At 45.2% G+C, this 547-nt stretch carries 1 protein-coding gene; it reads right to left on the bottom strand.

Translation table 11 applies throughout. The features are described 5' to 3' along the window. Positions 1-41: 41 nt before the first annotated feature. Positions 42-395, bottom strand: coding sequence for a VOC family protein (locus MO867_RS22540; protein ID WP_252473346.1), 354 nt, complete (start codon positions 393-395; stop codon positions 42-44). Positions 396-547: the final 152 nt, after the last annotated feature.

Below are 547 nucleotides of genomic sequence, written 5' to 3'. Positions count from 1 at the left end.
CTACCAATAATCCACTAGCAAGAGCGGTTACACAGAATTATTTACACCCTCGATGGGTCACGCAAATAAGCTTGGTACAAGTCACCAATCGTGCCCTTACGTATACCTGGGGGATCTTCGCATATGATTCCGCCATTCTTGATTCCTGTAGCATACCAGGCGTCCACCTCCTCTCTGTTCTTCGCCGTAAACCCGATGGTGCCTCCATTGGCATGAGACGCTGGCTCCTCATTAATAGGCTTACTTATGGCAAAAATTCCACTTTCTCCAAAATAAAAACAGCGCCCTTTTTCATCAATAACACCTGAGTTATGCCCTAGGCTCATCAGTATGGCATCATAAAACCTTTTTGCCTCTAGTACATCATCTGCACCAATCATAATATGACTAAACATTCAAACACTTCCTTTAAAGTAATTCCTAGATTGCCAGCATAAGCGACACATGCTCAGCTTAAATAGTATGTGTAGCATTCCCTCTCTCGACAGGCAGCCTTTGGAGCGCTTAGTCCGGTGTCGTATCGTTCCGAACGTCGACTCAATCGGGT

This window comes from Microbulbifer okhotskensis (assembly GCF_023895975.1).
Classification (GTDB): domain Bacteria; phylum Pseudomonadota; class Gammaproteobacteria; order Pseudomonadales; family Cellvibrionaceae; genus Microbulbifer; species Microbulbifer okhotskensis.
This window is presented reverse-complemented; position numbering and strand designations above follow the sequence as displayed.

Excerpts from the sequence above, each read along its gene's own strand:
- MO867_RS22540 (WP_252473346.1), bottom strand. The coding sequence starts at position 395 with ATGTTTAGTCATATTATGATTGGTGCAGATGATGTACTAGAGGCAAAA.